Raw genomic sequence first — 350 nt, 5'->3', positions numbered from 1 at the left:
GATCTCCACCGCCTGTTCGAGCAACGGTTTGATGTCCAGTTCAAGGTTATAGATCTTGTTTAAGACCTCAATTGTGGCCGCGGAAGACCGTGGGTCGGGGGTGTTCACCGTCTCCCCGAGGAGCCCGAGCCCCGGGATACCCCGCGTCTTGCACTCCGTGAGGATGCTTGCCGCGATGCCGGAGATGCTTCCCATCGGAAGGATGATCGTCTCTTCCTCGATACGGTGGAGGGTCCCGCTGCTGGTCGCGACGCCGAAGACCCTCTTTTCCGGTTCGTTCGTGATGATACCCGCGATCGTGACGATCTCCTTGATGTTGAACTGGGTGAGCCAGTCCATGATGCCGTTTG

The 350-nt window shown here is 58.6% G+C and carries 1 protein-coding gene; it reads right to left on the bottom strand.

Annotated features, from left to right (window positions below; genetic code table 11):
* On the bottom strand, positions 1-350 hold a 350-nt coding region (locus tag BP858_RS01845), incomplete at both ends, for a proteasome assembly chaperone family protein (protein ID WP_286878690.1).

It is taken from the genome of Methanoculleus sp. UBA413 (genome assembly GCF_002502935.1).
GTDB classification, from domain to species: Archaea; Halobacteriota; Methanomicrobia; order Methanomicrobiales; family Methanoculleaceae; genus Methanoculleus; species Methanoculleus bourgensis.
This window is presented reverse-complemented; position numbering and strand designations above follow the sequence as displayed.